We start from the raw sequence: 26,169 nt of genomic DNA on the forward strand, positions 1-26,169 counted from the left end.
GGGAAAAAACTACTAGCCTGAACTAAAAATACCTGATCAAATCTCGTTTTTGAGAAATTTGATCAGGTATTTTTCTTTTATGCTTGTTTTCGGATCGTTTTTTCAAAAATCCTCCCCCTATTTCTTTGAATAGGTGCCATAATTTTGATATATTGATCGTCAAAAGTATCAGTCCGATCTCATTTCGAACTGCTTTCTCTCCTCTAACATGTACTCGGCGTACGCCAAAATTACCCTTCATATCTCCGAAAATGGTTTCAACATCTGTACGTCTTCTCGCGTAGATCTTTGAACCCTTTTCACTTGAAAGGTCTTCTGCGGCACTATTTTTAAAAAATTCCCAGTTATAATTTATGGCTTTAGTTCGCTGATAGCCCTTAGGTGTCTTAGCTAAGTTTTCAAGTTCTTTAGTGGCCTGGAAAACATCAGCTACGTAAACTTTAAAGTTTCTTTTGAATCCATATTTGTCCACACTTGAACTGTATCTTTGAAACTTAAATACTACACCGTCAGGATCTGTATAATAATCATCTTCTGCATGATATGTCCAATTTTTGATATTGCGTGGATCTTTTTTGTATTTGCGACTCTGTTCTTTTTGATACATTGGATAGGGCATCAAGGGAATTTTTTCAAACATATCAGTAACAGCCTGATAGTTAGCTTCATTCCCATATCCAGCGTCCGCCACTATATATTTGAATAGTTCTAAGTTAGTAAAAGATTTTAAAAATGGCACTAATGTCCGTGTGTCCGTTGGGTTAGGAAATATATCATAATGTAGGACAAAGCGACCGCTAGTCGCGATCTGTAAATTGTAAGCAGGCTTTAGTTGCCCATTTTTCATATGATCTTCCTTTAAACGCATAAAAGTAGCGTCATTATCTGTTTTTGAGAAGCTATTTCGTCCCTGAAAGATCTTCCTATTACGTTCGTATCTTTCTTTTCTTGGCAGAAGATCAGTTTGGAGTTTGCGTTTGATGCTTTTTAGTCTTCGACGAGCTCGCTTATTTTTTGAACCACCTTTTATGACTTTAGGTTCAGTAGCGATATCTTCTTCAATCGCATCTAATTTAAGATCGGTCCCCTTAATAAGCTCCTTTATCGCATCACTGGACCCCAGCATATCTTTTGAAATAGCGATATCAACTTGGTGTTGGATCAGCTCGTCATAGGTCTTAGCTACTCTTTCATCAAGCGACTTTTCAAACTTATCAGAAGCATTTTTCCAGGTAAAACTATAGCGATTAGCATCAGCTTCTAATTTAGTACCATCAATAAATAAAGCTTCATCGGCATCTAACATACCATTTTTAGATAGAAGCAAGGTAAACAGCACAAAGGCTTTTTCGATGATTTCTTTAGCATGATCACTTGACCGGAAGTTATTGATAGTCTTATAACTAACAGAAGTATTTCCGCTTAACCACATCATTGGAAGATAGTATTGATTCAATTTAGCGATCTTTCTACCAGAAAAGACGGATTCATGGTAAGCAAATAAAGTCATTTTTAAAAGCATAGCTGGATGAAAAGCTGGACGACCGGTATGTGAAGTGTCCTCTAAAAGAATATCTTGGGGGATCGAATCAACAAAATGACTGATCAAAACAGCAATATGATCAGCAGGTAATTTCATTGAATAAGTGATATCCAATTCTAATTCAGATGTGTTATAATTTTTATACATGGTAGGTCTCTCCTTTATTATTTTTGGACAACTTAATATTAGCAAGAGATCGATCATATGAAAAGGCTCACGTTGAAAAAATTCGACGTGAGCCTCTTTCTTTATTAGAACTGAGTTTTTTCCCAGCCCCTTTTTATTACTTTTCAACGCGCGCGCCTAAAGTATCGACTTCTAATTTGATAAATTTACCTGTCAATCCTTGTTTTCGGGCTTTTTTGATCAAAGTCTCCATCTTAGCTGGACCGATCAACGTCATGACGGTTGGTCCGGCTCCACTCAAATATGTCCCGTCAGCATTGACTTCATGCGCCAATTTGCGCAAGAGCTGGAGATGCGGAACGAGTTTTTGGCGGTACGGCTCGTGATATAGATCTTGTTCGAGCAATTCTTTAACTAATGCTAAGTCATTTGTCAAAAGCGCTGCTACTAGAGCATTTCCAAGACTACCAGCCCTGACTGCTGTTTTATAGGAAAGCTCATTTGGTAAGACTTGGCGACTTTCTTTCGTGGCAAGTTCAAAATCTGGGATATAGGCTAAAAGTCCCTCAGCCGGAAATGAGGCGCAAATACTGTGCGGACGTCCATTTAACATGACTGAGACTGTCAGACCACCTAATAAGGCTGGCGCCACGTTGTCTGGATGACCTTCGAGATCTGTTGCCACTTGCAACAGATCTTCGGTCGTGTAAGCTGTCTGCGCAAAATATTGTGCAAGTTTCAACCCGGCAACGATCGCACTTGAACTGCTCCCTAAGCCACGCGCTAATGGGATCTGTGAAGTTACCTTCAAACGCTTAGGAGAAAGTTTAGGTTCAAGCGCTAATGCAGCTTTGATGATCAAATTTCTCTCATCATGTGGAATCTTATGTCCAAAGTCATGTTCGATCCGCCACTTGGAAGCTTCATCGTCTAATACTTCTAATGTCAAATAGCGATCAACAGCTAACCCTAAAGAATCAAAACCAGGGCCTAAATTTGCACTACTTGCAGGCACAACGATCTTGACGCTCATCTCTCATTTCCCCCTAAAACTTTATAAGCAGCTAAAAGTTCCATCTCTGGTAGAGCTTTTATCTCTTCTTTAACGGCATTTAACGTTGCTTCACTCATCGCGTGTGTCACCAAGGCTATCTGAGCTTGTTTATGACTAGCACTTGTTTGTTTGATCGCTTTAAAGCTTGCTTGGTGTTTTGCCATGATCTCAGTCAATTTCAACATTTGACCCGGGCGATCTGGGAGAGTCAACGAAAGGTAGTAGGGATAAATAACTTCACTTGCTGGAGCTAACGCTACATTATTTGAATAGCTGTTAAAGCGATTCCCTGTTGTTTCCATCACAATGTCTTTTGTCACGGCGATGATATCGCTCAAAACACTGTTGGCTGTAGGTAATTCGCCAGCACCTGGTCCGTAAAACATCGTTTCTCCGACAGCTTTTCCTGTCACTAAAACCGCATTATTTTCATTTTGGATCGCAGCTAGAGGATTTTTAGCAGGGATCAAAACTGGACCAACAGAAACATCGAGTTTGTCATTTTTTAGATCTGCGATCCCGAGTAGTTTGATCGTATAGCCTAAGTTAGCTGCTTCTTTGATATCTTCAACTGCAACATTTTCGATCCCTTCGAGTTTGACATCGGTTAAAGTCAGATCTTTGCCAAAAGCAAATTGAGTCAAAATGATCATCTTATAGGCAGCATCTTTGCCAGCAACATCATTAGTCGGGTCAGCTTCCGCAAAACCTTTTTCTTGGGCTAGTTGCAACGCTTGCGCATATGAGAGCCCATTTTGAGTCATCTGCGTCAAAATAAAGTTCGTCGTCCCGTTGACGATCCCTAAAACAGACTCGACTTGATCGGCCGCAAAAGAGTTGACGATCGTTCGTAAGATCGGGATCCCGCCTGCAACACTTGCCTCATAAAAGAGGTCACAGTGATTTTCTTTAGCTAAGGCTGAAAGCTCTGGCCCGTGTAAAGCGATCAGATCTTTGTTAGCTGTTACGACGTGCTTATGTTTAGCTAGCAGCTGTTTGATATAAGTCCGTGCTGTTTCGATCGTCCCCATCACTTCAACAACGATCTGGATCTCATCATCAAGTAAGACTTTATTAAAATCATCTGTTAATTCGATCCCGGTCAAGTCAACATTGCGCGGCGCGGTAACGTCACGCACAACGACTGTTTTGACTTTTAATTCGCACCCGGTGATGTCGGTGATCTTTTGGGCATTATCTTGTAAGAGGCGTACGACCCCACTTCCAACTGTTCCTAATCCTAAAACTCCGATCTTGATCGTTTTCATTTCCGACCCGCCTTTCTATCTTTAAGCGCTATTTTTTATTAATCTTAACATATTCAAATTTCCTCCAAAAGGTTTTAAATGTTTAATTTAATTTACTTAATAATTTTTACTTGTTATTTTAACCTTACTTTGGTAGTATAAACACAAATTTACCCGAGAGGAAGGACACCTATGGCCGTTTTGTATCGGAGCACGCGCGCTCAAACATCCCAAACGATTACCGCCTCACAGGCGATCTTGCAAGGGTTGAGTCCTGATGGTGGGCTTTTTGTTCCCGAAAAGCTCCCTCAAATCACTTTAAATTTACAAGAACTAGCGACACTATCTTATCAAGAACTAGCCTTTCGTCTATTACAACCTTTTTTTAGTGATTTTTCTGAAAGTGAATTAAGAGAATGCTTAAATAAAGCTTATGGAAAAAATTTCACTTCGCCAGAGATCACACCAACCGTGTTTAAAGATGGTCTTTTTTATTTAGAACTTTTCCACGGACCAACGATCGCTTTTAAAGATCTAGCTTTACAACTCTTACCGCATTTATTGACGACAGCGGCTAAAAAAAATGGCAGTTCACTTCAAACACTGATCTTGACTGCTACTTCAGGCGATACCGGTAAGGCGGCGATGGCAGGCTTTGCCGATGTCCCTGAAACACAGATCATCGTCTTTTATCCGCAAGATGGGGTCAGTGCGATCCAAGCTCGCCAAATGCAGACACAAACTGGCGCAAACACACATGTCGTTGCGATCACAGGCAATTTCGATGATGCTCAGACAAAAGTCAAAGAGATCTTTGACGACCAAGCTTTTGCAACAAAACTTCACACGGCAGGCTTTCAAACTTCATCGGCGAATTCGATCAATATCGGACGCTTATTTCCGCAAATGGTCTATTATTTTTACGCTTACGGCCAGTTGCTCAAACAAGGTCAACTCAAAGCTGGCCAAAAGATCGACTTTAGCGTCCCCACAGGCAATTTTGGGGATATTTTAGCTGGCTGGTATGCTAAAAAACTCGGACTCCCGATCGGGCGCCTCATCTGTGCCTCTAATGAAAATAACGTTTTAACAGACTTCTTTCAGACTGGTATCTACGATCGCCGTCGTGAATTTCATGTGACGACTTCCCCTTCCATGGATATCCTCGTCTCCAGTAATTTAGAACGTTTGCTCTTTTATGCTTTAGATAAAGATGGTGCTAAAGTAGCGCAACTGATGCATGAACTCAAACAAAATGGCCATTATACTTTACCAAAAGAAGCGCTAGCTAAACTTCAAGCAGAGTTTTTAGCTGATTTTGCAACAGAAGATCAAACAGCAGCTGAGATCAAGCGTGTATTTACTAAAACAGGCTATCCCCTTGATCCACATACTGCGGTTGCTTCGGCCGTTGCCTTCCGCCACACCCACACTACACCGCTTGTCGTTGTGGCGACGGCTAGTCCGTACAAATTTCCCGAAGCTGTTTTAGAAGCTTTAGGACATGAACACGCTTCAGGGCTTAAAGCAGTCAAACAGCTCCACGAAGTGATCAAATGGCCTTATCCACAAACGATCCAAACACTTTTTGAAGCACCAGTAAAAGAAGCACTAAATTGTGCACCAGAAGAGATGCCACAACTGATCTTTGAGATCTTGGCACAAGTTAAATAATTGGGGGAATTTTTTATGAAAGTCGTTAAATTTGGTGGAAGCTCACTTGCCAATGGTGAGCAATTCAAGAAAGTTATCCAGATCATCACTGCAAAACCAGAACGTCAAGCTGTGATCACTTCGGCTCCGGGAAAACGTTTTGCTGAAGATACAAAAGTGACTGATCTTTTGATCTCCTATGCAGAAAAATTTTTACGCTACGAAGATACAGCGGCGATCCAACAAACGCTCTATGAACGTTATCATGAGATCGCAACGTCTTTTGATGTTCCAGAAGCCGAGCTTTTTTGGCTCAAAAAAGGACTTCAAAAGTTGCAAGAAACGACTTATCCAAACGCCGACTATCTAATGGCAGCCTTCAAAGCTCACGGTGAGTATTTCAATGCCCGCCTCTTAGCTTTGATCTTGAATCATCTAGGGATCAAAGCGCGCTTTATCGATCCAAAAGAGATCGGCTTTCTTGTGAGTTCTGATCCGAATAATGCCACCGTCTTACCCGAAACGTATGAAAATTTAGCCCGTTTAGACTATGGCACAGAAAAACTGATATTCCCCGGATTTTTTGGGATAACGCGTGAAGGCGAGATTGCAACTTTTTCGCGGGGCGGTTCTGATATCACAGGTGCGATCGTAGCACGGGGTCTTTCGGCTGAGCTCTATGAGAATTTTACCGATGTCGATGCGATCTATGCGGCTAACCCTAAGATCGTCAAAGATCCCTATGCGATCACGAACATGACGTACCGTGAGATGCGAGAGCTCTCGTACGCAGGCTTTTCAGTTTTCCATGACGAAGCGATCGTCCCTGCGATCGAAGGCCGCGTCAAGATCAACGTCAAAAATACGAACCACCCCGAACGCCCTGGAACGATGATCATTCCTTATCAAGAATTCACGCCTCAGACGCGAGTAACGGGTATCACTAATGCTAAGCACTTTTCAGCCCTTTATCTCCATAAATTTTTACTCAACAAAGAGGCCGGGCTAACGCTAAAGATCCTGGAGATCCTGTATAAATATGGGATCTCATATGAACACATGCCATCTGGGATCGACGATCTGACGATCATTTTTGATAAGAGCCAACTCTCAGAGCAAAAGAAAGAAGCAGTCGCTCTCGATATTCGAGCTGCTTTACGTCCCGATGAGTTGCGGTGGATCGATGACTATTCTTTGATCATGATCGTTGGTGAAGGCATGCGCAACCAAGTCGGGATCATGCGCGATATCATTTGCGCGATCTCAGATCATAATATCAACCTCCACATGATCAACCAGGGAGCCTCTGAGATCTCGATCATGTTAGGTACCAAAAGCGCTGATGCTGATCGGGCAGTCAAATATATTTATGAAGCTTTCTTCGAATAATACAAATAAGCATCCTAAGTTCTATGACTCAGGATGCCTATTTAGTTAGTCTGGTTTTTACAAAAAGCCGTGATCTCTTTTGTGATCGTATTTCCCGCCAGCACATAGACGCTCAAATAGACTGGCAAAAAGAATAGTAACGTATAAGCTAATGGTTGTCCGACTCGGATCCAGAATCCCGTCGTAACTGGATCTGCGATCAAATAACTGAGTCCGAGAGTTCCAAAGACTCCATTTATGAGCCCTAAAACCAGTGGTGGTAAAAATAACCACATATTAGCTGAAAAGACTATCTTTTTTAAGTCCTTTAATTGATAACCTAGTTGATCCAATGTAGCATATTCTTTTAATAGTGAAATTTCTTCGATTCGCGCCGTAAAGTATAAAACCGTGCTGATCGTTACAAAAAATAACAGTGAGATCATCGTGATCAGTAAAAAAGTCGGACTATTAGCACGTGTTATCAACTGATCCCGCTCGGCCGCACTGATATATTCAACTTTAGTCTTTTTAAAAGCAGCTACCAAATTTAGGTCATCCCGTCTATTTTCTCCTTCGAGCGAAGTGATATAGTAGCGTTTTTTAGCATGTGCTTGCCATAATTTTTGAAAATCATGATCGTTTAGCACGACAGTTACCACGCTATTTGCAAAAGCAAACGCATTATTATTAGTTGCCTGCTCAACTTTGAGAGCTAACGCTTCATCTTTGAAAGCAAATTGCTCAGTTACTTTTGTTGTTCCAGCATAGTAATTAATGAGGACTCCCTCACCCGGTGGGATCTTTGCTAACTTTTCTTTTTGTTGGAGTTCCATCAGACGATCGTAACTTGATAATGAGATCAGATCTAAGTGATCACTAGCATGCTTATTTGAGAAATACCATTTTTGTTGCAATTCAAGTTTTAACAAGGGCGTCTTGACTGCCGTAACAGCAAAATCACGTTTGAAGCGTGCTAACTGTGTTGCTGTTAATTGTTCTTTTGGACTAGCCATTGTCTCAAGTGTTACTGGCACGATTCTTTTAGTGGCCTCATACGGATAACTCAAGCTTAAAAACGTTAGACCTAGTAATAAAACAGAAGCTGTTGTTAAAAGTGTCAACACCGTCAACAAACGTCCTTTATTTCTGAGACGATGTCGCATGCGCGGAAGGATCACATTACCCTTAAAATTATAGAGCAGCGCTTTTTTATGTAACAAAAAATCAACGAGATAAGGTAGAGTTTCCAAAATAAACAAGATCGTTCCTAGGCCTAATGCTCCCAATGTTAGCGTCAAAAGGGGCATATACCCCAATTTATCCCAAAGCGAATCAGGCCGAGTCGTCAAGTTCAAAAAAAGACCATCAGCTACTAAAAGCGCAAAAATACCACTAAAAACTAGCACGGGATGCTTTTCTTGTAACTTATCTTGCTGTTGTTGCAAAACTAAAATATCAGTCAAACTTTTTTTGAAGATCAATTCGAGTTCAAGATAGATCGCTAAGAGCAAAAAGAGCGAAACTACTAACATGGTCAAGAAGATCTGTGGTTCGACACGAAAGTGAAGAACAGAGACATCGAGTTCTAATAATCTGACAGCTCCTAGGCGCACGAGAAAATAAAATAATGTTCCCACAAAAACGGCGACGATCTGGGCTAAGATCAGCAAGATCAGATTTTCAAATAAAAATAAGCGTACGATCTCTTGACGCTTGAAACCTAAAAGCGCATAGATCCCCAGTTCTTCTGCGCGCTGGCGGACAAAAAACTGATTGAAATATAGAAAATAAAAAACGATAAAGAGCATAAAGACTAAGCTGATCGTCTGGATCATCGTCTTTATATCAGTATCTTCAGCTAAACGAGCGACGATCACTTGATCATTTGAAAAACACTGTAAGACAAAAAACAAACTAAAGATCAAAATTTGCGCACTAAAGTAGACTTGATAGAGTTTTTGCTGATGTTTTAAATTAGATAGACTCAACTTAAACGACATAGTCCTCACCTCTCTAGCATAAGCATCATGTCGGATAACCGTTTTTGGTACTGGATCTTTGTTTCCTGAACTTCTTTTTCTAGTGTTGCATAAAGCTTACCATCTTTTAAAAAGAGCACTTTTTTAGCGAAACTTGCTGAATACGGATCATGCGTGACCATTAAGATCGTTGTTTGTAATTCTTCATTGATAAGCGCTAGTTGTTGCATGATCGTTTTAGTTGAATTGGAATCCAAGGCCCCTGTTGGCTCATCGGCGATCACAAGTTTAGGTTCTTTGATCAAAGCTCGAATGATCGCGATCCGTTGCTTTTGACCACCTGAGAGCTCATGTGGATAATGCTCTAGTACTTGAAAAACATCAAATTTTTTGCTAAGTCGTGTTACGCTAGTTTCGATCTCTGCCGGTGTTTTATGCAACAAAGATAATGGCACTGTAATATTTTGTTTAGCTGTTAAACTTGCTAACAGGCGGTAGTCTTGAAAAATAAAACCCAGGTTATTGCGCCGAAAAAGAGTCGCTTGCTCACCTGACATTTTTGTAATATCGTCTTTACCAAATAAGATCTGGCCTTTCGTAGGAACATCTAAAGTTGCAATACTATTTAAAAGGGTCGTCTTTCCTGAACCAGAAGTCCCCATGATCGCCATAAACTCACCGGTCGCAAGTGAAAAACTAACATTATCTAATGCCAAAGTATCTGCTTGTCCATAACTCTTGCTGACATTTTCAACTGTAAGTAATTGCATATTTCTCCCTACTTTCTTGTAAGCTTTCGATATATACTACCAAACTATTTTCATGATTTGCTCATTTCTACTAAAAAAGACTTAGACAAACTCTAAGCCTCTTTTTTGATCTTAAAACTCACTTTAGCACCACCAATTAAAGGATCGCTCAATGTTAAGCTCCCGCCGTATTTTAGGCTGACTGCTTTCGCAAAAGCTAAACCGATCCCGTAATGAGCACCACGTCCTTTATTCTCAGTAAAAAATAGTTGAGTCGCCTTTTGTTTAGCTTCTTTTGAAAAAGGTGCGCCATTATTCCAAATCTCAAAAAGTAGCTCTGTTTCGGTCTCGCTGAAACAGACTCGGACTTGTTTATCACCTGCTTTGGCATATTGGCAAGCATTGACAAAAAGGTTTAGTAACGCGCGACTTAAAGCCGGTGCATTACCCCAGAAAGTAGTTCTCGTGACCTCTATTTCACATATTAATTGGACCTGATACATTTTAGCTAATTCTTCAAATTCCAATCGCACCTCCGCAATAAATTGCTGTAGCTCGATCTTGGTTCGCACATCATCATTTATCAAGCGGGCATAAGTCACCATTTCATTAAAATATTTTTCAAAGACTGTGACACTTTTAGAGATCGACTTTAGAAACTCGGTCTGTTGCGCACTAGTCTCAGTAGCCTCTAAAAGTTCGAGATTACCTTTGACGACTGTTAACGGCGTTTTGATGTCATGGGCTAAAGCTGCGATCTGAAAAGAAAGATCTTGTTTTTCTAGCCGTTCTTGCTCAAGTAAAGTAGCTAATTCAGCACTTTTTTGATAAAGGTGCGTCAAGATCGTCTCAAATTCAATGATTTTAATATTTTCTGGATGCTTAGTCAGCTTATTTTGTCCCAGTGTCAATGAGATCTCTTTTATCGCTTGAAAATCTTTATTTAACTCGTGGATAAATTTAAAGATCGCTCCTCCGATCACTGAGCATAACCCTAAGATCAGCAAAAGATAATTCAGCTGGTTATACGCTATAAATTGGCGCAATCGATGCTCAGTAAACTCTGGCACACTATTTTGTCGAATAACGAGCGCACCGTGACGAATCGCAAAATATTTAAATTCTACTCCAGCAACTGTGATATCGAGCTGCTTTTTAGCCGCTTCTTTAAATAACTTGAGTTCATTTGGGACATACCGTCCTAAAATACGCTTTCCAGTATGCTTTTCAAAAATGATATAGTCGACTCGACGTGAATTTAACTCTGAGAGTAGCTGTTTGCGCGAAACATTTTGTGAAATAGTTATTTTATCATCATTAGGAACCGTGATCTTACCTAGACTGAGTAGTACTGATGAACTTATCGAAGAAATCATAAAAACTAGGGTGGTTCCGATAACGATCTCAATGATAACTAACCAGATCCGTTGCTTGAGCGTATATTTTTAAACATTCCACTTATACCCCATCCCACGCACCGTTTTGATCGGATCGATCTGATACTTTGAAAATTTTCTTCTGATTTGATAAACATATTCTGAGATCGAATGAAACAAAACTTCAGCCTCATCGTCATACACATTGGCATAGATCTCTTCACGGGTATAGACTCGTTCAGGTCTTTGCGAGAGCAATTCTAAGATCGCATATTCTTTGCGCGTTAAAATAACGACTTGTCCCCAAACACAAACTTGCTTCTCAGCGAGATAAAATGTGATCGGTCCTAGATTCCTTTTCACCTCTTCAAAATTTTGTTGAGCTCTTTTTCTCCGTGCTTCTCTTTTTAGATCAGCTTCCACTTTGGCAACTAACTGTTTGAGACTAAATGGTTTAGTGATATAGTCATCTCCACCATTTTCTAAGCCTTTCAAAATATCTGCTTCTGTATCTTTAGCACTGATAAAGATGATCGGAACTTCGATATTTTTTCGGAGGAGCTGACAAAGCTCGATCCCATCGATATTTGTCAACATGATATCTAATAAGATCAGATCATAACCTTGAAATTCTGTAATTTTGATCGGGAGTAAAACCTCTTGTCGGGTAGTTACTTCGTAATTTTTTAGCTCTAATGCATGTCGCATGAGCTTTAAGATCTCCAGATCATCATCGACGATCAATATTTTTTGCACGATTATCCACCTCTTTGTAGAAGCACAGTTTTTATCATTTAGCTTTAAAGTTAACATTTAAAAATCAGAGAACTTTCAGAAAATGAAGCCGTTTTTTCTTTAGCATAACAGATATGCCAAAAAATCCCCCTTACTAACGCTCATTTACGTTAGTAAGAGGGATCTTAGAGATTATTTTGTGATCTTGACTTTGCTCAAAGTATCAGCTGTCGTGTCTTCTGGGAAGTAGACTTGATACCATAAGATAAAGGTGTAGATCGTAAAGATCTTTTGCATCGAAGATTTACCGTTGATATGTTCTTGTAAGATCTCAAGTAAAGCTTCGGGTTCAAAGAATTTCTTAGCAACATCAGAGGTGAACGCTTCTTCGATCCGCTTTCTAAACTTATCTTCTTTGATCCAGCTTGCGATCGGAGATGGGAAACCTAATTTTTCTTTATTAGCCACATCTTTTGGCAATTCAGCTGCCGCTGCTGTTCGCAAGGAGACTTTTGTTTCGTCTCCGCGGATCCGCGTCTTGATCGGCATCGTTGCCGCAAAAGCAGCGACTTCTTTATCAACTAATGGCGTCCGAACTTCAAGTGAGTTACACATGCTCATGCGGTCAGCTTTGTGTAAAATATCGAACGGCAACCAAGTGTTGATATCAAAATATTGCATTTGTGTCATTTCATCTTTATCTTTGACATCATCAAAAATGTGTTTTGTATATTCACCTGAATCAACGTTTAACGCCTTGTTTTTCAAGATCTTATCGCGATCATGATAGTTAAAGACGTAGTTGACCCGGTAGTAACGTTCACTCAATGGTTGCGCTCCCCGGACTAAGAAACGTTGCCCGTGGAAACGTGGTAAGTTGATGACCATCTTCGATAAAGCTTTTCGGATCCCAGCTGGGACATAAGTTTGATATTTTTCAAACGGACGTGCTTCAAGGTACGTATTGTAACCGCCAAAGAATTCGTCAGCCCCTTCACCCGAAAGTGCCACTTTAACTTGTTTTCTCGTTCCTTTTGAAAGGTAGTAAAGTTGCATAGCCGATGGGTTAGAGAGCGGTTCGTCCATGTAATACATGATCGTTGGCAAAATGTCGAAATAATCATCGCCATCCATCGTGATCCGCGTATTTTCTTGACCGATCTTCTTTGCAAACCGAGAAGACCAATCTAATTCACTATATTTAGAGTTATTGAAACCAAGTGAGAACGACTTGATCGGTTTTAATTTAGCGGCTTCGTTCAAGACATAACTTGAATCGACCCCACTCGAAAGGAAACTACCGACTTCAACGTCAGCGACCATGTGGGCTTTGACTGAGTTGTCGACTAGACCTTGGATCTTTTTCGCATCTTCTTCGATCGTTTGATTTTCATCGATATGATCGTAGTTGAACTTATAGTATTGATGAATCTCAGTTTGGCCATCTTTGTGGATGAAATAATGACCTGGCAAAAGTTTGTAGACGTTCTTGAACATCGTTTCTTTAGATGGAATAAATTCAAAACTCAAATGGATCGGTAAGAGTTTTTCATTAAATTCTTTGACAAATTTTGGATGATCTAAGAAAGCCTTGATCTCAGAAGCCCATAAGAAACTCTTTTGATCATCATAGTAATACATCGGTTTGATCCCAAAATGGTCTCTTGCCCCGAAAACTTCTTTTTTATTGCGATCATAGATCACGAAAGCGTACATTCCACGCAACTTATCTAAAAGTTTTGGTCCCCAAGCGTCATAACCGTGGATCAAAACTTCTGAGTCAACGTCTGTTCGAAATTCATAACCGAGTTCTTTTAATTCTTCGCGGATCTCTTTATAGTTGTAGATCTCACCGTTGAACGTCAAAACTTTAGTTTCATCACGGTTGAACATCGGTTGGCGTCCGTGGGCCAAGTCGATGATCGAAAGACGTCTAAAGCCCATCGCAGCTCCTTCGTCTGCAAAATAAGCGTCGTCATCTGGACCACGGTGTCTGATGCGATCAGCCATCTTTTCGATCGTATCATCTGGAATATCAGTTTGATTGACATACCCAACAAAACCACACATAAGTATTTCTCCTCTATATTTTTAAGTTTTTAAAATGCTTTGTAATATAATTGTCACAAATTAATAGCCTACTGCATTAGACTACCTTTTCTTGCGTAAATTGTCAAAGTTTACTGTGGCTCTTCTGCATAGGAAATATTAGCAAATTTATTATACGATTTGATGAAGAGCAATTTGACCGTTCCCCGTGCGCCAGCACGGTTTTTTTCGATGATCAGTTCCACTTCACCGACATCTTGATTTTCCGGTTGGCTTGCGCCATTTTCCCCCGCCTCATCGTCGTCACCATCGGCCCGTTCGTAATAATCCTCGCGGTATAAAAAGGCAACGATGTCAGCATCTTGTTCGATCGAACCTGATTCACGGATATCGGAGAGCACCGGGCGTTTATCTTGCCGTTGTTCAACGCCACGCGAGAGCTGTGATAAAGCGATGATCGGAACTGAGAGCTCTTTTGAGAGCTTCTTTAACTGTCGCGAGATCTCAGAAACTTCTTGTTGCCGACTTTCTTTATTTGAACCTTCGATCAGTTGTAAATAGTCGATCACGATCAGCCCAAGATTACCCTTTTCCTTAGCAAGTCGGCGACTTTTGGCGCGGATCTCAGACATTTTGATCCCTGGGGTATCGTCGATAAAGATGCTCGTCTTTGAGAGTGCCCCCACAGCTATGATCAAATTTTCCCATTCTTGTTCATCGAGTTGTCCCGTGCGCAAATGGTTAGCGCTGATCGAACCTTCGGCACAAAGCATGCGGTTAACGAGTGATTCAGCACTCATTTCCAGCGAAAAGAGCGCGATCGTCTTGTCAGTCGTCGTGCCGATATTTTGTGCGATATTTAGCGCAAAAGCAGTTTTACCTACGGCTGGACGCGCCGCTAAGATGATCAAGTTGTCGGGTTGCAGCCCTGCAGTCATTTGATCAAAAGCTTTATAACCGGTCGCAAGCCCCGTGATCTCTTCTTTTTGTTGTGAAAGTTTATCGATCTCATCTAACGAATCAGTCAAAACTTGTTCGATCGGTTTAAAACCGCTTTGGTTGCGATTTTCTGCGATCGCTAAGATCTGACGCTCAGCCGCTTCTAAAACATCACTGACTGGCTCATCTTGTTCTTTGGCTTGCGTGATGATATTTGTCGCTGCTGAGATCACGCGCCGTAAAACAGCTTTTTCAGCAACTAATTTAGCATAGTGCCCGATATTGGCTGCGGTAGGGACGGACGAAGCTAGTTCTGCGATATAAGCTGCGCCCCCGATATCATCGAGTTGATTATTCATCGTCAATCGGTCAGTCACAGTCAAAATATCGATCGCTTCGCCGTCATCATTGAGGTCGATCATCGTTTGGAACAACAGTTGATGGGCACGCCGATAAAAATCGTCAGCCTGCACAAATTCGAGCGCATCAGCAAGTGAATCGGGGCTCAAAAAAACAGCCCCTAAGACTGCTTGTTCAGCCTCGATATTTTGTGGGGGTAAACTATCATTCAAAAGTTCATTTTCCAACTAGCTCCATCCTTTCGTAAGCATATGATACACCAGAAAATTATAACACAGAACCTGCATCTAAGAGCGTAAAAAAAGCATAGCCTAAAATTTACTTTCAACCACTAGAGTTCACCGATATGCGCTCTTCCTTTGTTGCTCAATGATCAATTTTTGGGTGGAAAAGCTTTAATCTACAAAAAAGCTTCCTGCACGATCGCAAGAAGCTTCTTAATCTTGTTTTCTATCCTATTGCTCAGAAATATGCACGCGGATCTTAGCTGAAACGTCATTGTGCAACTTGACTGGTACATTAGCGTAACCCATTGCACGTAACGGTGCTGCTAATTCCATCTTACGTTTGTCGATCTTTAAGCCGTGTTGTTTTTCCATTGCTTGCGCGATCTGTTTTGAAGTGATCGAACCAAATAAACGTCCGTCACTCCCAGCTTTAGCTTTGATCTCAACTACATATTGTCCTGATTCGAGCTTTTCTTTTAAAGCTTTTGCATCAGCTAATTCCTCAGCCTCTTTTTTAGCCTCTGCTCGTTTTTGACCACGTAATTGGCTCATTGCTGCTGCATCGGCTTGTTTTGCTTTATTGCTTTTGATCAAGAAGTTTGCGTATCCATCTGGCATTTCCTTAACTTCGCCACGTTTACCTTTACCGCGAACATCTTGTGTGAAAATGATCTTCATAAAAAAATCCCCCTATACGTAAATACTTCTATCTAATTATTTTCGCTCTGTTCTTTTAGAATTGCAAGTAGTTGTTCTTTAACTTGCGCGACTGTCTTGTCTTTGATCTGCGTAGCGGCGTTGGATAAATGGCCGCCTCCACCCATCTCTTCCATGATGACTTGGACGTTTTCGCGCCCGTTGCTTCGCGCAGAGACCCCGATGAGTTCTGAGGCCCGTTTTGTAATGACAAAGGAAGCTTCGACCCCACTGACATTTAAGAGCGAATCGGCTACTTGGGCCGCGATCACAGGATCATATTGGTGGTTTTCTTCCCCACAACAGATCGCGTGTCCTTGGCCGTCAAAATCCGTCAACTCGACTAAATGATTGCGTTCCATATAACTTGTGACACTTTCTTTCATAAAATGCCGTGCCATCGCTAAGTCAGCACCGACAGAGCGCAGATAGCTCGCCGCATCAAAAGTTCTTGTTCCTGTGCGGATCGCAAAGGATTGGGTATCGATGATGATCCCCGTCAGCATTGCAGTAGCTTCCAATTTATTGATCGGTTCACTATCTTTTGATTGATATTCAAAGAGCTCAGTGATCAACTCACACGTCGAACTTGCATACGGCTCGATATAAACTAAGATCGGATTATCTGGGAATTCTTCACCACGTCGATGGTGATCGATCACCATCACTCGGTTAGCTAATCTCTCATATAATTTTGGTGCTATCGAGATCGACGGTTTCGAGTGGTCGACCATGATCAACAGACTATTTTTAGTCGCTTTTTCGAGTGCATCTTCTGGAGTAATGATCGAACCTTTGATATTTGGATATTGTTCTAATTCTTCCAGTAACTTTTGAATATCAGAGTGCAATTTTTCCTGATCTAAAACGATCCAACACTGCTTGCCATTCATCGCTGCGATCCGGCGCACGCCAAGACAAGCACCTAAAGAATCCATATCTGGATTATCATGCCCCATCACAAAGATCTGATCGGCTTGATTCATCAGTTCGGTCAAAGCTTGCGAGATCATCCGCGCTCTGACCCGCGTCCGTTTTTCCATCGGATTGGTCTTGCCCCCATAGAAACGCGCTTGGTCATCATCTGCTTTGACAACGACTTGATCGCCACCACGGCCTAAAGCTAGATCAAGGTTATTTTGTGAGATCTTAGCTAACTTCGTCAGATCTTCTGCCCCATAAGCGATCCCGATACTCAACGTGATCGGTGAATTTTGCTTAGAAGTCCATTCGCGCACTTCGTCTAGGATCTTGAATTTTTCTTTTTCTAAAACACTCAATGTCTTGGCATATGTCAAAATGAAAAAATGATCTTCATCAACGCGCTTCAAATAGATCCCAAACTCTTTTGCCCAGTCAGATAAAGCATTAGTCACAAAATTTCCCAGGTTAGAGATATCTTTATCATTCATTGAACTAGTAACTTCATCATAGTTATCTAAAAAGATCTGACCGATCACAAGGCGCGAATCTTCATAACGTTTTCTGATCTCAACGTATTTAGTCACATCTGTCAAATAAAGGGCATGGATATCTTTTTGGACCATCAAATTATATGAACGTCCGTGAAGCTTGATCTCAGTTGCTTTGCCTTGCCCTTGTTCATTTTGTAAACTTTCAAATAGTTCTGGATCAACTTCTTTGAGTGGCTTGCCTAAGACGTCTTGCTTATCAAAGTACCGTTGCATGTAAGGGTTGATCCACTCGATAAAATACTCTTTATCATAAAATAAGATCCCGATCGGCATCTTGATCAAAGCATCTTGTTCACCGCGTTTGATCCGATATGATAGATCTGAGATGTATTCACTCGTATCTTCTGTGACTTGACGCAAACTAAAATAAGCACCGCTCAAGGCTAAAACTGCACCAAAGAGAACGAGATAACCTAAAAAAAGTGCCACTTTAAATGCTAAAAAGACACAGACACCTGTAAGGATAAACATCAAAATAGCTAACATCCGCAGGTGCTTATTGAACATAAATTCAGGCCATTGCCAGAGATCCCTTGTAAAAAATTTTTTCACTCGATTTTCCCCGCATTCCTTTCCCAATTTCTAACCTAATTCTTAATACTTATGCTACCTATTCTATCACAAAAGCCCCGCTTTTACCTTTACGCTATATTTTACTGCTGATCGCTCAAAGCTCCATGCAAAAATAGCGCTCTAAAATTCTTGTAATTACCACAATATAAGCAGGTCAGCTGATAAGGGCTAGCTACCCTTTGAGGTGACTTAGTGGAAATAGTTGAGAGTTATAGCCCATCTCGAACACACGGGAGGGGGCTCATAGCATGAAACTATTTAGAAAGGTTAAGCGTGTTGGCGATCGGAAGATATTCCATTGAACTGACGATCGCATATAGGATATACAAAAAGACTATCCACGATTTCAAAGATCGCGATCAGTCCTGACCCTTAAACTCTCAAACCATGTCGGGGGCTATTAGGTCGCGACTGATATCCCCCTTTACAAAGTGTGTGGCTATTGCAAAATAGTCAACATCGATCTAGTCACAAAAAAACCGCAGGATCGTCTGCGGCTAGTGTTATGAGTTAAGTTATTCACTTAAGATAAGTATACCCTTGCTTTTTTAGCTTGTCAGCTGTTTGCGCTCAAAACTTAAGTATTCTTTAGACTTCCTGTCTGAACCAACTTCCCTTTCCAAAGAAAGCATACATATCATTTAAGAAGAAAATACTGTAACTAAAGATCAACGCAAAATTTCCGTCTCCTTGAAGCATCGTTTGAGCCCACAAAGCGATCGTAAAGACGGAGGCGATCGTAAAGACATAGTATTGCTCACGTTTACGGTTCAACTCTAATAAAGCCCCGGTGATCGCAAAAGCTAAGTTCAAACTGTCTAAAAAGACCCGTGGATCACTTGTTAAACTGAAGATAAAATACGTTACGCCCCATGCACAAAAGAAAAAGAGCCCGTATAAGAACCACTCACGACCATTTTCAAATTTTTCAACTTGGATATCGTCATTCCATTTTGGATCTAAAATGCAAAAAATATCTAAAAAGATCAAGTAACCGATCTGTTCCCAAGCCGTGGCAAAGTTTCCAGCCATAAAACCAGTAATTGCGATACAAAGCGCTGAGATCGCCCCGCACCAGCCTTGGATCCCAGAGAGATTTGAGATCCCTAAAACACAAGCAACCGAGAGATTTCCCCCGATAAAGGCTAAGATCGATTGCACTGGGGTCTGGCTAAATGATTGCACAAGTGAAATAATTTGTAAGACGAAGTTGAACGCCAATAAGAAATAACTGAAATAGCTCCAACCAAGGCACTGCTTCATCAACCAACTAAAGTAGCCCTTTCTAAAGATATTTTTTGAGTATTGCGGTAAATGCGTCAATACATCATGATAACGTTCAAACATAAAAGACATCCTTCCCAAACGTAAATAAAAACAATGTAACTATTATAGGCTGTTTGGAAAATAAAATTCAACCTAAAAATCACAATATATTGTGATTTTAATATTATTAAATCTATATATTGTGTTTGTTTTCACTTTATAACTTAAAGTTGAACGTTCACATCGTGCAAAATCCTATCTTTTTTTTAAAAGAACGTTCTTCTTTTCTGGTGGTAAAATGAGAGTGTAGCTAGATTTAAAAATAATGAGGTGTTTCATAAGATGAAATGGAAAAAAATCACGATCTTAACGTTGATCGTCAGCCTACTAGCTAGTTTGAGTGGAAGTTTCTCAGCTTTGGCGGCTGAAAGTTCGACCACTAAAACTTTGAATTCTGCTTATATCGTTTACGGTGCGGGAACAAGCACTGAAGCGCGTGAAAATATCGCTAAAGTTTTAGGCAGTGACTCGTCGTTCAAGACCTTGACTGCCACTGCCGCTGATTATAATACGTATATTGCTAAAGGTTCGAGTGAAACGACTGATGCTGCAATGATCAGTTCTGTTGCGATCGCACCGGGTGATCCTGGTTCAGGTGTCAAAGTCAATATCAAAGACTACAATGGTGAAAATAACATCACGTCTGTGACTGCCCAACAATACGCGATGGTCGCTCAAATGGCTGGTGTGACTGACGTAACGATCGTTGTAACGGCTAACCGAGCTGTTTCAGGGGAATCAGCTTTGACTGGGGTCTATAAAGCCCTCACTCAAGACGGGATCGATTTAAACTCTGAAAATACAGCAACGGCTAACGAGATGTTAAGCGCCACTAAACCAGCGATCGAGGCTAACAAAGATGATGCTAGCTATCCTGGAAAATTGATGGCTGCCGTCGGAAATGTTTCCAAAGATCTGGCCAAAGATAAACAAAACGGACAAGAACTAGCTACAAAACAAGATATCCAAGACATGTTGAATACTGCCCTTGAAAAACAAGGGATCAAAGACCAAACGACTTCTGATCAAGTTTCGCAGATCTCAGTTGCGTTGTATAACTTCCAAAACGCACCGATCAGCTCAAGCAAGACGTATATCAATAACGTCACAAATACGATCAACAACGTCAAAAATTCGACTGGTGATCTGATGAATAAAGCTAAAGACTGGGCCAACAGTGCACAAGCTAAAGAAGCTGTCGACCAAGCAAAAGGTTGGTTCACCCGCTTTATCGAATGGATCAAAGGATTATTTAATCAACAATAATAAGAAAAATGAGTCGCGCTGATTTAGCGCGACTCATTTTTTGCCGTCTCTTAAATCTTTCCTATGCCTATATCGCTATTTGCCAAAATGATCTCATTACCGCTAAAAAATACCGCCTGCTTTTAGCTAATATGGGAGCACAAGCTTCCGCTGATGATGTCACCAGATATCTTGAAAAATTCAAATTACAGTGACCATACAAAAAATTGGGTAGCAAATGCCACGCTCGACATTTACTACCCAATTTTCCTAACTATTAAAAAAAGGCGCTCACAAACGCGCTGAGCCCGATCAAAAACAGAGCCCCACCACTAATGAGCCCAGCCCAGAGACGCCCTGCTGAAAGCATATTTTGTCCCTTAGCTTGCATCTTTTGATAATAGCGCCAAGTTGCATAAAGTTCAAAAGCCCCTAACGCAACGATCACTAAACTTAAAATGATCAGTTTGAACACAGATCTCACCTCAAATAAACTTTCTAGCTTTAGTTTACCATTTTTCATTGTGTTAGAAAGAAGAAATCGTTATCATAAAAGAGGGAAGTACTTTTTCACTTACAAAAGGAGGCGCTCACAATGACCCAGATCGCTTTGAATGATCTGAAAGATCAAATGTATACCAAATCGCTTTTTACGACGATCAAAGTTTGTTCACGCTCGTTTTATCCTTTAAAGCGCCAAACACCATTGACGACCATCTTAGCGCATAATTCCTTTGCAATGACCCAACTTCACTTTGGGACAAATACGATCACGCTCTTTGATCAAAATCGAGCCGTGCTCCAACATTTAAAACCACCTCAGATCAAAGATGTCCAACTTGGCCTTTTCTATGCTAACATCGCTTTAAAACCACTTCATTTTGCCTCAAAACGCTACTTATTCTCACTACTCTTCACCCTCACATCAGGTCAACAACTCCATTTACTTTCAGATGAACTGACTGCATTTCCATCCGTTATCGCTTGGCTCAAAGAAAACCAGATCTCTTTGATCGATCAACTTGAGCTTCAAAAAAATTATCACCCGTACCGCACTTTTTCATTTAGCCAATTTCTGCTACTTTCTCAAGGAACAAAGTACGCACAAATGATCACTTTACCTGAAAACTAAAAAAACTCCGTGATCGGGGAAAATCACGGAGAAAAAGGTTATGTTATTGGGGAAATACTACCTTAATCAATATAAGATAGTTATCACTTACTACATAAAAAGGGGAGAAGATTGATTTATCATCAATCTACATTATCTATAATACACCTAAATCACCTAAAAATGCTAATTTTTTTATTGTTTTTTTCTTAAGATTTTAAATTATATCTTTTATCATTTTGGTAATTGTTCGGAATTAACGTTTCAGTTTTCCACAATGTTATCCACAACTAGTGTTCGCATCCTTACCTTGATGCCTTTTATTCTGTTCTTGTGTGTAGCGCAGTCCCATCTTAAACCAAGAACTGTTCTTAACAAAAACGAACGATCCCCTTAAATAGTTCGTATTTTTTCCAGAAAAATTTTTTCAAAAAAAAAGACCTCGTCTTCACGAGATCTCTTTGATTAATCTTCAGCAACGAATGGTAACAAGCCCATGATACGAGCACGTTTGATAGCTACTGTAAGCTTGCGTTGGTTTTTAGCGCTTGTACCTGTTACACGACGTGGTAAGATCTTACCGCGTTCTGAGATGAAACGCTTAAGAAGATCTGTATCTTTGTAGTCGATGTATTCGATGTGGTTAGCAGCGATAAAGTCAACTTTACGACGGCGACGTCCGCCTCTTCTTTGTTGTGGCATTAGATTTCCCTCCTGTCAGCTTTTAGAATGGTAAGTCATCATCTGAAATATCGATCTGTTGGCCACTATTAGCAAATGGATCAGCCGAAGCGTTGTTATTATTAGCAAAACCGCTATTAAAAGCATCGTTTCCTTGATCATTAGCTGGTGTCCCAAATGGATTAGATGATGGCATATTATTATCAGTTGAAGGAGCTGAACCTTGCACATTAGCGTTGCTTGTACCATGTTGTGCGCGGTAACGTTCAGATTCGGCTTTTGATTCTAACAATGAGAAATCTTCGGCCAGCACTTCAGTAACATAGACTCTTTGACCTTGTTGGTTCTCATAAGAACGCGTCTGGATCCGACCTTGGATCCCGACCAATGAACCTTTGTGGGTAAAGTTAGCAAAGTTTTCAGCAGCTTTACGCCACATCACACAGTTGATAAAATCAGCTTCGCGTTGACCTTGTTGGTTGGTAAAGCGACGATCGATCGCAACTGTAAAGTTAGCGACAGCTGCTCCTGACGGTGTATACCGTAATTCAGGATCACGGGTCAAGCGACCGACCAAGACGACTGAATTGATCAAAGTTCATTCCTCCTTTATTGCTTATTTATGTTTGATCTTAGTCTTCACGTTTAACGATCATGTGGCGTAAAATGCCTTCGTTGATCTTAGCAAGACGGTCAAATTCGTTGATAGCGTCTGCGTTTTCTGCTTTGATGTTTACGATATGGTAGACACCTTCTGTGAAACCACCGATTTCGTAAGCAAAACGACGCTTAGACCAGTCTTTTGATTCTACGACTTCAGCACCATCGTTTTTCAAAACGTTGTCAAAACGTTCAACTAATTCGTTCTTAGCTGCTTCGTCAAGAGCTGGGCTGATGATGTAAGTAATTTCATAATTTGTCATGACTGTTTGCACCTCCTTATGGACTATTGGTTCTTCATCTATTTATAAGAACAAGGAGAATCTAAAGCTTGATTTTGTTTAGATACTCACGAAGTAGAATTATAACATCATTAAAAGCATTTTGCAAGTTGTTATTTGTGCGCCTTACATAATATATATACGCAAAACAAAGTCCTTTTTTCTTTAAAAATAAAAAAGAGAGTCAAACAGTCTTTGACTCTCAAATTTTCAGCTCGTTATTAGCTTTTTTCTTCTTCGACTTCTTCTGGCTCGACTTTTGTCATCGTTGAAACTTTAGCATCATCGTCTAAGTTGATCAATTTGACCCCCATCGTTGCCCGACCAGTTGTGGAAACACTTGCGATATTAAAGCGGATCATGACACCTTTATTTGTGATGACCATGATATCTTCATCCCCAAAGACAGTCGTCATACCGACTAAGTTTCCGTTCTTTTCTGTGATGTTTGCAGTTTTAACACCTTTACCACCGCGACCTTTGATCGGATATTCTAAGGCACTTGTTTGCTTGCCAAAGCCTTTTTCTGAAATGACAAAGACTTTAGAATCTGGTTTGAGCAATGATGCGCCGATCACATAATCACCTTCACGCAACTTGATCCCACGGACCCCAGAGGCTGAGCGCCCCATTGCCCGCACTACTTCTTCTTTAAAGCTGACTGCGTAACCGTTATGCGTTGCAATGATGATGTTTTGCGTTCCGTCTGTGATCGAAACGTTGATCAATTCGTCGCCTTCACGTAAGTTGATCGCTTTTAACCCGTTTTTACGGATATTGCTAAATTCAGTCACAGAAGTGCGCTTCACGATCCCATGAACGGTCGTAAAGAAGAGATAGTTCGAAGCGTTGCGCTTGTCTTCTGCAACATTGATCACAGTTTGGATCTTTTCTTCTTTACTTAGGTCTAATAAGTTGATCATTGGGATCCCTTTGGCTGCCCGTCCATATTCTGGAACTTCATAGCCTTTCATGCGGTAAACTTTACCGATATTCGTGAAGAATAACAGTTCATCGTGCGTCGAAGTCGTGATCAAATGCTCGATGAAATCATCATCATGGACTCCCATCCCTTGAACCCCACGACCACCACGACGTTGAGCTTTGAAATCACTCGTTGGTAAACGTTTGATATAGCCGTTATGGGTCAACGTGATCACAACATTTTCTTCTTCGATCAAGTCCTCATCTTCGATGCTCAAGACTTCACCGACCATAAGTTCCGTGCGGCGCTTGTCGCCAAATTTTTCTTGGATCTCAAGCAATTCTTGATAGATGATCTGATGGATCCGTTCAGCATGCGCTAAAATATCTTCGAAATCAGCGATCGCTCCCATCGTTTTTTGATATTCAGCTTCAACTTTCTCGCGTTCTAAACCAGTCAAACGTACTAACCGCATGTCTAAGATCGCTTGTGCTTGTTTATCGCTCAAATGGTAGTCATTCATCAAGCGATCTTTAGCTACATCGCCACTTTGTGAACTGCGAATGATGTTGATGATCGCTTCGATATGGTCTAAGGCGATCCGCAACCCTTCTAAAATATGAGCCCGAGCTTTAGCTTTTTTCAGATCAAATTGCGTTCTACGCCGGATGACTTCTTCTTGATGCTTCAAATAGTGCGTCAAGATCTGCTTTAAACTCAAGATCTTTGGCGTTCCGTTGACGATCGCTAACATGTTGAAGTTAAAAGTCGTTTGCATCAATGTCAATTTGTATAAATTGTTCAAAACGACAGAAGCACTGACGTCACGCCGGACATCGATCGTGATCCGCATCCCTTCACGGTCTGACTCATCTTTGATATCAGTGATCCCTTCGATCTTTTTATCGCGCGCTAATTCTGCGATCCGTTCGATCAATTTAGCTTTATTGACCATGTATGGCAATTCGTGGACAACGATCTGTTCACGCCCATTTTTGAGTTCTTCGATCTCAACTTTAGCGCGTAAAGTCACTGAACCTTTCCCTGTCTCATACGCTTTTCTGATCCCTGATTTGCCCATCACGATCCCACCAGTTGGAAAATCAGGTCCTGGGATCGCCTCCATCAAGTCAGCTGTCGTTGCTTCCGGGTTTTCCATCAATACATGGAGTCCTGAAATAACTTCAGCCAAATTATGTGGTGGGATATTAGTCGTCATCCCCACTGCGATCCCTGTTGCCCCGTTGACGAGCAAATTAGGAAAACGTGCTGGTAAAACGACAGGTTCACGCTCTGTGCCGTCATAGTTTGGTTGGAAATCGATCGTATCTTTGTTGATGTCACGTAACATCTCTAACGTGATCTTTGACATTCTTGCTTCGGTGTACCGCATCGCGGCTGCTCCGTCACCATCGACCGAACCAAAGTTACCATGCCCATCGACTAAAAGATAACGATAGCTGAAATCTTGCGCCATCCGCACCATCGATTCGTAGATCGCCGAGTCGCCGTGAGGGTGATATTTACCCATAACGTCCCCCACGATCCGGGCCGATTTTTTATAAGGCTTATCAGGCGTGACTCCAAGTTCATTCATTCCGTATAAGATCCGCCGATGTACTGGTTTTAATCCATCACGCACATCCGGCAGAGCCCGCGCGACGATAACGCTCATCGCATAGTCTAAAAATGAAGTCCGCATGACTTTTGACAAGTCGACCTTACTGATTCTATCAGGTACTTCTACCACTCTTTTTTCCTGCTATATATGTGAGCCAGAAAAACTAT

At 41.0% G+C, this 26,169-nt stretch carries 21 protein-coding genes; 4 read left to right on the forward strand and 17 right to left on the reverse strand.

Annotated features, from left to right (window positions below; all coding sequences use genetic code 11):
- Window positions 1–22: 22 nt before the first annotated feature.
- From QFX10_RS03570 to QFX10_RS03580, 3 genes are all read right to left on the reverse strand, one after another.
- The gene (locus tag QFX10_RS03570; RefSeq protein ID WP_280605405.1) at window positions 23–1,690 is read right to left on the reverse strand and encodes an IS1182 family transposase; all 1,668 of its coding nucleotides are present in this window, start codon (window positions 1,688–1,690) and stop codon (window positions 23–25) included.
- Window positions 1,691–1,826: 136 nt separating this feature from the next.
- Window positions 1,827–2,702, reverse strand: coding sequence for a homoserine kinase (thrB, locus tag QFX10_RS03575; protein WP_280606844.1), 876 nt, complete (start codon window positions 2,700–2,702; stop codon window positions 1,827–1,829).
- Window positions 2,699–3,991: a homoserine dehydrogenase gene (locus tag QFX10_RS03580; protein WP_280606845.1), complete on the reverse strand. Its 1,293-nt coding sequence runs from the start codon at window positions 3,989–3,991 to the stop codon at window positions 2,699–2,701. Before QFX10_RS03580 ends, thrB begins: the two co-directional genes overlap by 4 nt.
- Before the next feature lie 171 nt (window positions 3,992–4,162).
- Between QFX10_RS03580 and thrC the strand changes: the two genes are divergently transcribed.
- Entirely contained in the window at window positions 4,163–5,644 is a 1,482-nt protein-coding gene (gene thrC / locus QFX10_RS03585; RefSeq protein ID WP_280606846.1) for a threonine synthase, read from the forward strand.
- Between the two features lie 15 nt (window positions 5,645–5,659).
- Window positions 5,660–7,012, forward strand: coding sequence for an aspartate kinase (locus QFX10_RS03590; RefSeq protein WP_280606847.1), 1,353 nt, complete (start codon window positions 5,660–5,662; stop codon window positions 7,010–7,012).
- A gap of 41 nt (window positions 7,013–7,053) precedes the next feature.
- Here the strand turns inward: QFX10_RS03590 and QFX10_RS03595 are convergent, their stop codons facing one another.
- From QFX10_RS03595 to pnuC, 9 genes are all read right to left on the reverse strand, one after another.
- Window positions 7,054–8,994, reverse strand: coding sequence for an FtsX-like permease family protein (locus QFX10_RS03595; protein ID WP_280606848.1), 1,941 nt, complete (start codon window positions 8,992–8,994; stop codon window positions 7,054–7,056).
- Window positions 8,995–8,999: 5 nt separating this feature from the next.
- A complete protein-coding gene (locus QFX10_RS03600; protein WP_280606849.1) occupies window positions 9,000–9,743 on the reverse strand; it encodes an ABC transporter ATP-binding protein in 744 nt (247 codons plus the stop codon).
- Window positions 9,744–9,835: 92 nt separating this feature from the next.
- Window positions 9,836–11,098, reverse strand: a complete 1,263-nt coding sequence (locus tag QFX10_RS03605) for a sensor histidine kinase (protein WP_280606850.1) — start codon at window positions 11,096–11,098, stop codon at window positions 9,836–9,838.
- A 69-nt stretch (window positions 11,099–11,167) separates the two neighbouring features.
- Window positions 11,168–11,854, reverse strand: a complete 687-nt coding sequence (locus tag QFX10_RS03610) for a response regulator transcription factor (RefSeq protein ID WP_280606851.1) — start codon at window positions 11,852–11,854, stop codon at window positions 11,168–11,170.
- A gap of 171 nt (window positions 11,855–12,025) precedes the next feature.
- Complete coding sequence (gene asnB / locus QFX10_RS03615; protein WP_280606852.1) at window positions 12,026–13,903, reverse strand: asparagine synthase (glutamine-hydrolyzing); 1,878 nt, start codon at window positions 13,901–13,903, stop codon at window positions 12,026–12,028.
- A gap of 110 nt (window positions 13,904–14,013) precedes the next feature.
- On the reverse strand, window positions 14,014–15,408 hold the full coding sequence (dnaB, locus tag QFX10_RS03620; RefSeq protein ID WP_280606853.1) for a replicative DNA helicase: 1,395 nt from the start codon (window positions 15,406–15,408) through the stop codon (window positions 14,014–14,016).
- A gap of 228 nt (window positions 15,409–15,636) precedes the next feature.
- A complete protein-coding gene (rplI, locus tag QFX10_RS03625; protein WP_280606854.1) occupies window positions 15,637–16,086 on the reverse strand; it encodes a 50S ribosomal protein L9 in 450 nt (149 codons plus the stop codon).
- 32 nt (window positions 16,087–16,118) lie between these two features.
- Complete coding sequence (locus QFX10_RS03630) at window positions 16,119–18,131, reverse strand: DHH family phosphoesterase (RefSeq protein ID WP_280606855.1); 2,013 nt, start codon at window positions 18,129–18,131, stop codon at window positions 16,119–16,121.
- Between the two features lie 609 nt (window positions 18,132–18,740).
- Complete coding sequence (gene pnuC / locus QFX10_RS03635) at window positions 18,741–19,499, reverse strand: nicotinamide riboside transporter PnuC (protein WP_280606856.1); 759 nt, start codon at window positions 19,497–19,499, stop codon at window positions 18,741–18,743.
- 261 nt (window positions 19,500–19,760) lie between these two features.
- Between pnuC and QFX10_RS03640 the strand changes: the two genes are divergently transcribed.
- Window positions 19,761–20,744 carry a DUF1002 domain-containing protein gene (locus QFX10_RS03640; RefSeq protein WP_280606857.1) on the forward strand — a complete coding sequence of 328 codons (984 nt, stop codon included), beginning with the start codon at window positions 19,761–19,763 and terminating at the stop codon, window positions 20,742–20,744.
- A 256-nt stretch (window positions 20,745–21,000) separates the two neighbouring features.
- On the opposite strand, the gene QFX10_RS03645 is transcribed toward QFX10_RS03640, so the two are convergent.
- Entirely contained in the window at window positions 21,001–21,198 is a 198-nt protein-coding gene (locus QFX10_RS03645) for a hypothetical protein (RefSeq protein ID WP_280606858.1), read from the reverse strand.
- Between the two features lie 120 nt (window positions 21,199–21,318).
- On the opposite strand from QFX10_RS03645, the gene QFX10_RS03650 reads away from it, so the two are divergent.
- Entirely contained in the window at window positions 21,319–21,855 is a 537-nt protein-coding gene (locus QFX10_RS03650; protein ID WP_280606859.1) for a hypothetical protein, read from the forward strand.
- A gap of 444 nt (window positions 21,856–22,299) precedes the next feature.
- On the opposite strand, the gene rpsR is transcribed toward QFX10_RS03650, so the two are convergent.
- The 4 genes from rpsR to gyrA form a co-directional block, all read right to left on the reverse strand.
- Window positions 22,300–22,536 (reverse strand): 30S ribosomal protein S18, encoded by a 237-nt coding sequence (gene rpsR, locus QFX10_RS03655; RefSeq protein WP_003695889.1) that lies wholly within the window; start codon window positions 22,534–22,536, stop codon window positions 22,300–22,302.
- A 22-nt stretch (window positions 22,537–22,558) separates the two neighbouring features.
- The gene (ssb, locus tag QFX10_RS03660) at window positions 22,559–23,110 is read right to left on the reverse strand and encodes a single-stranded DNA-binding protein (RefSeq protein WP_280606860.1); all 552 of its coding nucleotides are present in this window, start codon (window positions 23,108–23,110) and stop codon (window positions 22,559–22,561) included.
- A gap of 37 nt (window positions 23,111–23,147) precedes the next feature.
- Window positions 23,148–23,438, reverse strand: a complete 291-nt coding sequence (rpsF, locus tag QFX10_RS03665) for a 30S ribosomal protein S6 (RefSeq protein WP_280606861.1) — start codon at window positions 23,436–23,438, stop codon at window positions 23,148–23,150.
- Between the two features lie 239 nt (window positions 23,439–23,677).
- Window positions 23,678–26,131, reverse strand: a complete 2,454-nt coding sequence (gene gyrA / locus QFX10_RS03670; protein ID WP_280606862.1) for a DNA gyrase subunit A — start codon at window positions 26,129–26,131, stop codon at window positions 23,678–23,680.
- Between the last annotated feature and the right edge of the window lie 38 nt (window positions 26,132–26,169).

It is taken from the genome of Ligilactobacillus faecis (assembly GCF_029889745.1).
In the GTDB taxonomy this organism is placed as follows: Bacteria; Bacillota; Bacilli; order Lactobacillales; family Lactobacillaceae; genus Ligilactobacillus; species Ligilactobacillus faecis.

What these genes read in the sequence shown, in the direction of transcription:
- QFX10_RS03570 (WP_280605405.1), bottom strand. Translation starts at nt 1,690, where the DNA reads ATGTATAAAAATTATAACACATCTGAATTAGAATTGGATATCACTTAT.
- thrB (WP_280606844.1), bottom strand. Translation starts at nt 2,702, where the DNA reads ATGAGCGTCAAGATCGTTGTGCCTGCAAGTAGTGCAAATTTAGGCCCT.
- QFX10_RS03580 (WP_280606845.1), bottom strand. Translation starts at nt 3,991, where the DNA reads ATGAAAACGATCAAGATCGGAGTTTTAGGATTAGGAACAGTTGGAAGT.
- thrC (WP_280606846.1), top strand. Translation starts at nt 4,163, where the DNA reads ATGGCCGTTTTGTATCGGAGCACGCGCGCTCAAACATCCCAAACGATT.
- QFX10_RS03590 (WP_280606847.1), top strand. Translation starts at nt 5,660, where the DNA reads ATGAAAGTCGTTAAATTTGGTGGAAGCTCACTTGCCAATGGTGAGCAA.
- QFX10_RS03595 (WP_280606848.1), bottom strand. Translation starts at nt 8,994, where the DNA reads ATGTCGTTTAAGTTGAGTCTATCTAATTTAAAACATCAGCAAAAACTC.
- QFX10_RS03600 (WP_280606849.1), bottom strand. Translation starts at nt 9,743, where the DNA reads ATGCAATTACTTACAGTTGAAAATGTCAGCAAGAGTTATGGACAAGCA.
- QFX10_RS03605 (WP_280606850.1), bottom strand. Translation starts at nt 11,098, where the DNA reads ATGATTTCTTCGATAAGTTCATCAGTACTACTCAGTCTAGGTAAGATC.
- asnB (WP_280606852.1), bottom strand. Translation starts at nt 13,903, where the DNA reads ATGTGTGGTTTTGTTGGGTATGTCAATCAAACTGATATTCCAGATGAT.
- rplI (WP_280606854.1), bottom strand. Translation starts at nt 16,086, where the DNA reads ATGAAGATCATTTTCACACAAGATGTTCGCGGTAAAGGTAAACGTGGC.
- pnuC (WP_280606856.1), bottom strand. Translation starts at nt 19,499, where the DNA reads ATGTTTGAACGTTATCATGATGTATTGACGCATTTACCGCAATACTCA.
- QFX10_RS03640 (WP_280606857.1), top strand. Translation starts at nt 19,761, where the DNA reads ATGAAATGGAAAAAAATCACGATCTTAACGTTGATCGTCAGCCTACTA.
- QFX10_RS03650 (WP_280606859.1), top strand. Translation starts at nt 21,319, where the DNA reads ATGACCCAGATCGCTTTGAATGATCTGAAAGATCAAATGTATACCAAA.
- rpsR (WP_003695889.1), bottom strand. Translation starts at nt 22,536, where the DNA reads ATGCCACAACAAAGAAGAGGCGGACGTCGCCGTCGTAAAGTTGACTTT.
- rpsF (WP_280606861.1), bottom strand. Translation starts at nt 23,438, where the DNA reads ATGACAAATTATGAAATTACTTACATCATCAGCCCAGCTCTTGACGAA.